The 6969-nt window shown below is 73.2% G+C and carries 4 protein-coding genes and 1 pseudogene; 4 read left to right on the top strand and 1 reads right to left on the bottom strand.

From position 1 onward, the window contains the following. Window positions 1–241: pseudogene (locus tag ABZT12_RS15455) on the top strand (slipin family protein); the annotation flags it as partial. Here the strand turns inward: ABZT12_RS15455 and ABZT12_RS15450 are convergent. Then, a complete protein-coding gene (locus tag ABZT12_RS15450; RefSeq protein WP_356383272.1) occupies window positions 238–1329 on the bottom strand; it encodes a DUF3533 domain-containing protein in 1092 nt (363 codons plus the stop codon). The pseudogene ABZT12_RS15455 and the gene ABZT12_RS15450 overlap by 4 nt on opposite strands. Before the next feature lie 153 nt (window positions 1330–1482). Here ABZT12_RS15450 and ABZT12_RS15445 point away from each other — a divergent pair, with 153 nt between their 5' ends. The 3 genes from ABZT12_RS15445 to ABZT12_RS15435 all read left to right on the top strand — a co-directional run bounded on the left by ABZT12_RS15445 (window position 1483) and on the right by ABZT12_RS15435 (window position 6933). Next, window positions 1483–4887 (top strand): DNA polymerase III subunit alpha, encoded by a 3405-nt coding sequence (locus ABZT12_RS15445; RefSeq protein ID WP_356383269.1) that lies wholly within the window; start codon window positions 1483–1485, stop codon window positions 4885–4887. Next, window positions 4884–5858, top strand: coding sequence for a hypothetical protein (locus ABZT12_RS15440; protein ID WP_356383266.1), 975 nt, complete (start codon window positions 4884–4886; stop codon window positions 5856–5858). The genes ABZT12_RS15445 and ABZT12_RS15440 overlap by 4 nt, the downstream gene beginning before the upstream one ends. A 214-nt stretch (window positions 5859–6072) precedes the next feature. Continuing rightward, window positions 6073–6933, top strand: coding sequence for an alpha/beta fold hydrolase (locus tag ABZT12_RS15435; RefSeq protein ID WP_356383263.1), 861 nt, complete (start codon window positions 6073–6075; stop codon window positions 6931–6933). Window positions 6934–6969 lie beyond the last annotated feature (36 nt).

Raw genomic sequence — 6969 nt, 5'->3', positions numbered from 1 at the left:
CGAGAAGAACTCCACCCTCGTCCTGCCCTTCCCCGTCGAACTCCTCCGCTTCCTCGAACGCGCCCAGACCACCCCACCACCCCCACCACCCGCCGCCCCACCGGCGGAGGCACACCCGGTACAAGCCCCGGTGCAGGCTCCGGCGCAGGAGCAACTCGCGGCCAGCGAACCTCACTTGGCACCGGCCGCCGCCCCGGCCGCCGCGGAGTCGGGCGCGGAGTCGGGCGCGGGGCAGGGTTAGCGTCCCTCCGGCGGAACGGGGCGCGGGGCGCCGGACGGACGCAAGCGGCCCAGCAGACGTTCGTGCTTGTGCCGCAGGGCCGCCGCCACCAGGGTGATCACGATGCCCGCGAACGCCCACGCCGACAGGACGAGCAGCGAGGCGGTGGTGTCGTTGCCCTTGAAGTAGGCGATCGAGCGCGCCGCCCAGGTCCCGGCACCCGGCGGCAGCGCGGGCCCGATCGCCTTCCAGAACGGCGGCAGCAGGGGCAGCGGGAAGGCGCCGCCCGCGCTCGGGTTGCCCGCGATCACCACCAGCAGGATCGCGAGGCCGATGCCGACGATCCCGAAGACGCCCTGGAGGGCGAGGGTCGCCGCCCCGACGGCGAACGTGATCAGCGCGCCCAGTCCCCAGAGCGCCACCACACTGCCCGGCAGCGCGCCCAGGACCGGTCCGACGATCACCGCCCCGCCGAGCCCGCCGAGGACCGCCACCAGCGCCATGACGAGCAGCCGGATCACCGCGCGGCGCGGGTTGGCGGGCCGCGCGCCGGTGCTGATCGCCAGGATCGAGGCGCACAGGTAGCCGCCGACGCACCAGCCGACGACCAGGTAGAAGGACGACAGTCCGTCGAAGTCGTGGGGCGAGGCGGGGGCCACGTCCACCGTCCTGAACGTGCGCCGCTCCGACTTCTCCAGGGTGGCGGTCAGGTTCTCCAGGGTGGTGGCGAGGACGGTGCCGCCGCCGGTGGCGACCAGGAGCCGGTCGGTACGGCCGGCCGGATCGAGGACCAGGGCGCCGTCGATGTCCCGGCCGAGGATCCGCGCCCGGGCCGCCGCCTCGCCGGGCACCGTGCGCGGGTCCAGCGGCGAACCGGGCAGCCGTTCCAGCCGGGCCACCGTCCGCCCGGCCGCGGGCTGGGGCGCCGCCACCCCGAACGGCACGTCCCTCGGCTTCGGGTGGTGCAGCGCGCCCACGTAGGAGGCGATGAAGAGCAGCTGGAGGGCGAGCACACCGACGACGAGCAGCGTCGCCCGCGGGGTCACGGCATCCCTCACCTCGCCGAGGAAGGGCTGGTGCGGAGCGCCGGCGCCGGGGGTCTCTGTCATGTCCCCACGGTCTCGGCACGCCGGTGTTTGCGCAGGTGGGACGGGCCCGAACGGATGTCGTACGTATGTTCGAGAATTGGTCTATGGTGGAGGCGAGGTAGTTGGGAACAAGTGTTCGAGGAGCCCGCCGGCTCATGAGTACGGGAGGTGCGTGTGCCGGGTTTCACGCATCTGCACACCGTCTCCGGGTTCTCCCTGCGCTACGGCGCCTCGCATCCGGAACGGCTCGCCGAGCGCGCCGCGGAGCGGGGCATGGACGCCCTCGCCCTCACCGACCGGGACACCCTCGCGGGCACGGTCCGCTTCGCCAAGGCGTGCGCGAAGGCCGGCGTCCGCCCGCTGTTCGGAACGGAACTGGCGGTCGGCGAACCGGTACGGGGGGAGCGGCGCCGGGCCCCGGTGCGCGGGGGTGCCTTCATCGACGAGTCGACTCCCCGGGTGACCTTCCTCGCCCGGGACGGCGCGGCCGGCTGGGCCGCTCTCTGCCGGCTCGTCACCGCCGCCCACACCGCCGAGGGCACCCCCCTCCTCTCCTGGCCCGACAACCACGGCGACGGCCTGACCGTGCTGCTCGGCCCCGCCTCCGACGTCGGCCGCGCCCTCGCCGCGGGGCGCCCCGACCGCGCCGCGAAGCTCCTCGCCCCCTGGCGCGAGGTCCACGGCGACGCCCTGCGCCTCGAAGCGGTCTGGCACGGCCGCCAGGGCACCGGCCCCGGCTCCCTGCGGCTGGCCGCCCGCACCGTCGGGTTCGCCGCCGAGCAGCGGGTCCGCCCGGTGCTCAGCAACGCCGTCCGGTACGCCGACCCCGGCGCGGGCCCGGTCGCCGACGTCCTGGACGCGGCCCGCCGGCTCGTTCCCGTCGACCCCGCCAAGGAGCTGGACTCGGGCGAGGCCTGGCTCAAGGACGGCGACGCCATGCTCCGGGCCGCCGAACGGATCGTGGAGGCCGCCGGTTACCGCCGCGACACCGCCCACCGCCTGCTGGAGCAGACCCGGGCGACGGCGGCCGAATGCCTGGTCGACCCCGAGGACGACCTCGGCATCGGCACCGTCCACTTCCCCGAGCCGCACCTCGTCGGCGCCGGCCGCCGCACCGCCCAGCGCGCGCTCGCCTCCCGGGCGGCGGCGGGCATGGTGCGCCGGGGCTACACCCGGCGCGCGTACTGGGAGCGGATGCACCGGGAGCTGGACATCATCGCCCACCACGACTTCGCCTCCTACTTCCTCACGGTCGCCCAAGTGGTCGACGACGTGAGGGAGATGGGCATCCGGGTCGCCGCGCGCGGCTCCGGCGCGGGATCGCTCGTCAACCACCTCCTCGGTATCGCCGACGCCGATCCCCTCGAACACGGGCTGCTGATGGAGCGGTTCCTGTCCAAGCGCCGTTCCGTCCTGCCCGACATCGACATCGACGTGGAGTCCGCCCGCCGGCTGGAGGTCTACCGCGCGATCATCGGCCGCTTCGGCACCGAGCGGGTCGCGACGGTCGCGATGCCGGAGACCTACCGGGTGCGCCACGCGATCCGTGACGTCGGCGCCGCCCTCTCCATGGACCCCGCCGACATCGACCGCATCGCCAAGTCCTTCCCGCACATCCGGGCGCGGGACGCCCGCGCGGCCCTCGCCGAGCTCCCCGAACTCCGGGCGCTGGCAGGGGAGAAGGAGAAGTACGGCAGGCTCTGGGAGCTGGTCGAGGCGCTCGACGCCCTCCCGCGCGGAGTCGCCATGCACCCCTGCGGGGTCCTGCTCTCCGACGCCTCGCTGCTCGCCCGTACGCCGACCATGCCGACCAGCGGCGAGGGCCTGCCCATGGCGCAGTTCGACAAGGAGGACGTCGAGGACCTCGGGCTGCTCAAGCTCGACGTCCTGGGGGTGCGGATGCACTCGGCGATGGCGCACGCGACCGCCGAGGTGGAGCGGGCGACGGGGGAGCGGCTCGACCTGGACGCGGTGGCGCCGGGCGACCCGGCGACATATCAACTCATCCGCTCCACCGAGACGTTGGGCTGCTTCCAGATCGAGTCGCCGGGCCAGCGGGACCTGGTGGGGCGGCTTCAGCCGGACAGCTTCCACGACCTGGTCGTCGACATCTCGCTCTTCCGGCCCGGCCCGGTCGCCGCCGACATGGTGCGGCCGTTCATCGAGGCGCGGCACGGACGGGCGCCGGTCCGCTTTCCCCACCCGGATCTGGCGGAGCCGCTGCGGAGCACCTACGGAGTCGTGGTCTTCCACGAGCAGATCATCGACATCGTCGCCATCATGACCGGCTGCGGCCGTGACGAGGCGGACCGGGTGCGGCGCGGGCTCTCCGACCCGGAGTCGCAGGGGCGGATCCGGTTCTGGTTCGCGCAGCACGCGGCGGCGAAGGGATACGACGCGGAGACGATCCGACGGACCTGGGAGATCGTCGAGGCCTTCGGGTCCTACGGCTTCTGCAAGGCGCACGCGGTCGCCTTCGCGGTGCCGACCTACCAGTCGGCGTGGCTGAAGGCGCACCACCCGGCGGCCTTCTACGCGGGGCTGCTCACCCACGACCCCGGCATGTATCCGAAGCGGCTGCTGCTGGCGGACGCGCGGCGGCGCGGGGTGCCGATCCTGCCGTTGGACGTGAACCGGTCGGCGGTCGCCCACCGTATCGAACTGGTGTCTGATTCGCCGAAGGTGTGGGGGCTACGGCTCGCCCTCTGCGACGTGCACGGCATCAGCGAGGCCGAGGCGACGCGGATCGCGGACGGACAGCCGTACGCCTCGCTGCTCGACTTCTGGGAGCGGGCCCGGCCGAGCCGTCCACTGGCTCAACGGCTCGCACAGGTAGGCGCGTTGGACGCGTTCGGCGCCAACCGCCGTGACCTGCAACTGCACTTGACCGAACTGCAGCGAGGCACCCGGGGCGCGGGCGGCGGCCAACTCCCGCTCTCCGGCGGGCGGAAGACCGCCCCGGCCGGGCTGCCCGACCTCAGCTCGGAGGAACGGCTCAGCGCCGAACTGGGGGTGCTGGCGATGGACACCTCGCGCAATCTGATGGACGACCACCGGGCCTTCCTCACCGAGCTGGGCGTGGTGTCCGCGCGCCGGCTGCGCGAGCTGCGGCACGGAGAGACGGTCCTGGTGGCCGGTGCCAAGGCGGCCACCCAGACACCGCCGATCCGGTCCGGCAAGCGGGTCGTCTTCAGCACCCTCGACGACGGTACGGGCCTGGTCGACCTCGCCTTCTTCGAGGACTCCCACGACGCCTGCGCGCACACCGTCTTCCACTCCTGGCTGCTGCTGGTGCGCGGAGTGGTGCAGCGGCGCGGCCCGCGCAGCTTCAGCGTGGTGGGCGCCGCCGCCTGGAACCTCGCCGAACTGGCCGAACTGCGCGCCGAGGGCGGCCTCGACCTGGTCGCCGCCTGGCTCGCGGAACCCATGGAGCGGGCGGCCGAGGACCCGACGGCGGGACGCCGGATCGAGCTGCCCACCGGATACCGGATGCATCCCTGGGCCGATCTGCGTCCGGCGGGCGAAGAGCCCACCAGAACAAGGAAGTTGTGGCACCAGAGCCCGGGGAGTGCGGGATGACCATCCTCTGTGTACGTTTCCAGCCGCCGGCGACCGCCGAGGCGGCCCTGCCCGAACTGCTCGGCCTGCTGGAGGAGTTCACGCCCGTCGTGGAGGCGCTGCCGCCGGACGGGGCGCTGGCCGATCTGCGCGGCGCGGAGCGGTACTTCGGGCGCGGCGCGGTCGAACTGGCGGCGGTGATCCGGGTACGGGCCCTCGCCCGGTACGGGATCGACTGCGTGACCGGCGCCGGTCCCGGCCCGATGCTGGCCAGGGTGGCGCTGCGTGCCGCCCGGCCCGGGGTGACCTGCTCGGTCCCCGAAGAGCCGGACCGCATCGCGGAGTTCCTCGCCGGGCGGCCGGTCGGCATACTGCCCGGCGTCGGCACCGCGACCGCCCGCACCCTGTGCGATTACGGCCTCGACACCCTGGGCCGGGTCGCCGCGGCGCCCCTCTCCACCCTCCAGCGCCTGATCGGCGCCAGGGCCGGCCGCGAACTCCACGAGAAGGCGAACGGCGTCGACCGCGGCCGGGTCGTCCCGAACGCCACCTCCCGCTCCCTCGCCGCCGAACGTCCCTTCGAACGGGACGAGTTGGACCCCGGACGGCACCGCCGCGCGCTCCTCTCGGCCACCGAGGAACTGGGCACCCGGCTGCGCGCCCTCGACAAGGTCTGCCGCACCCTGACCCTCACCGTCCGCTACGCCGACCGCTCCGCGACCACCCGCAGCCGCACCCTGGGAGAACCGACCGCGCACTCCGTCGCACTGACCCGCGCGGTGTACGGCATGTACGAGGCGCTCGGCCTCCAGCGCGCCCGGGTGCGCTCGCTCACGGTCCGCGCGGAGGGCCTCGGCCCCGTCGAGGACTCCTCCCACCAGCTCACCTTCGACCCGGTCGACGAGAAGGTCCGCCGCATCGAGCAGGTCGCGGACCGGGCCCGCGCGAAGTTCGGGCCGCGTGCGGTGATGCCGGGGTCGCTGGCGGCGTGACCGCCGGTGTGCGGGGGCGCCCGGTCGGAGCGGACCGCGCCCGCTGCCCGCTCCGGCCGGCCCGGTGACCGGTTACCACTGCAAGTTTTTACCGACGCGTAACTTCACAGCAGAACTACTGGCCCGTAACTTGACGAGTGAACAGCATTCTTGTGATCCGGATCACAGGGCGTAAGGCCATCGCAACTCCCTTGAGCCGCAAGGAGATCACTCGGTGCTGTCCTGGAAACGACTGGTCAGACCCCTGACCGCCCTGCTCCTGACCGCCGCGGTCGCCGCCGTCCCCGCCACCGCCGCCCACGCGTCGAGCACCACCAGCACAGGCTGGAACGACTACACCTGCAAGCCGTCCGCCGCCCACCCCCACCCCGTCGTCCTCGTCCACGGCACCTTCGCCAACGCGACCGACAACTGGCTGGCCCTCGCGCCCTACCTGGAGAACCGCGGCTACTGCGTCTTCTCCCTCGACTACGGCCAACTGCCCGGCGTCCCCGCCTTCCACGGACTCGGCCCCATCGACCGGTCGGCCGCGCAACTGCAGACCTTCGTCGCCAAGGTGCTCGCCGCGACCGGCGCGGCCAAGGCGGACCTCGTCGGCCACTCGCAGGGCGGCATGATGCCCCGCTACTACCTCAAGTTCCTCGGCGGAGCCGCCGAGGTGAACACCTTCGTCGGCATCGCCCCCGACAACCACGGCACCACCCTGGACGGCCTCACCCAGCTGCTGCCGTACTTCCCGGGCGCCGAGGACCTGATCTCCGCCGCCACCCCCGGACTCGCCGACCAGATCAGCGGCTCGGCCTTCCTCACCAAACTGAACGCCGGCGGCGACACCGTCCCCGGCGTCCACTACACCGTCATCGCCACCAAGTACGACGAGGTGGTCACGCCGTACAGCAGCCAGTTCCTGAGCGGATCCGACGTGCACAACGTGCTGTTGCAGAACCTGTGCCCGCTCGACCTGTCCGAGCACGTCCTGATCGGGCTGACCGACCGGATCGTCTTCCACGAGGTGGCCAACGCCCTCGACCCCGCCCACGCCACCGCCACCACCTGCGCGTCCGCGCTGAGCTGACGCCCGGGGGACCTGTCCGACCTGAGCCGCCGGACA

Origin of the sequence: Streptomyces sp. NPDC005423, from assembly GCF_040606415.1 — a bacterium.
GTDB lineage: Bacteria > Actinomycetota > Actinomycetes > Streptomycetales > Streptomycetaceae > Streptomyces.
This window is presented reverse-complemented; position numbering and strand designations above follow the sequence as displayed.

Bases quoted from the DNA above. Each gene is read 5' to 3' on its own strand.
- ABZT12_RS15450 (WP_356383272.1), bottom strand. From the start codon at position 1,329: ATGACAGAGACCCCCGGCGCCGGCGCTCCGCACCAGCCCTTCCTCGGC.
- ABZT12_RS15440 (WP_356383266.1), top strand. From the start codon at position 4,884: ATGACCATCCTCTGTGTACGTTTCCAGCCGCCGGCGACCGCCGAGGCG.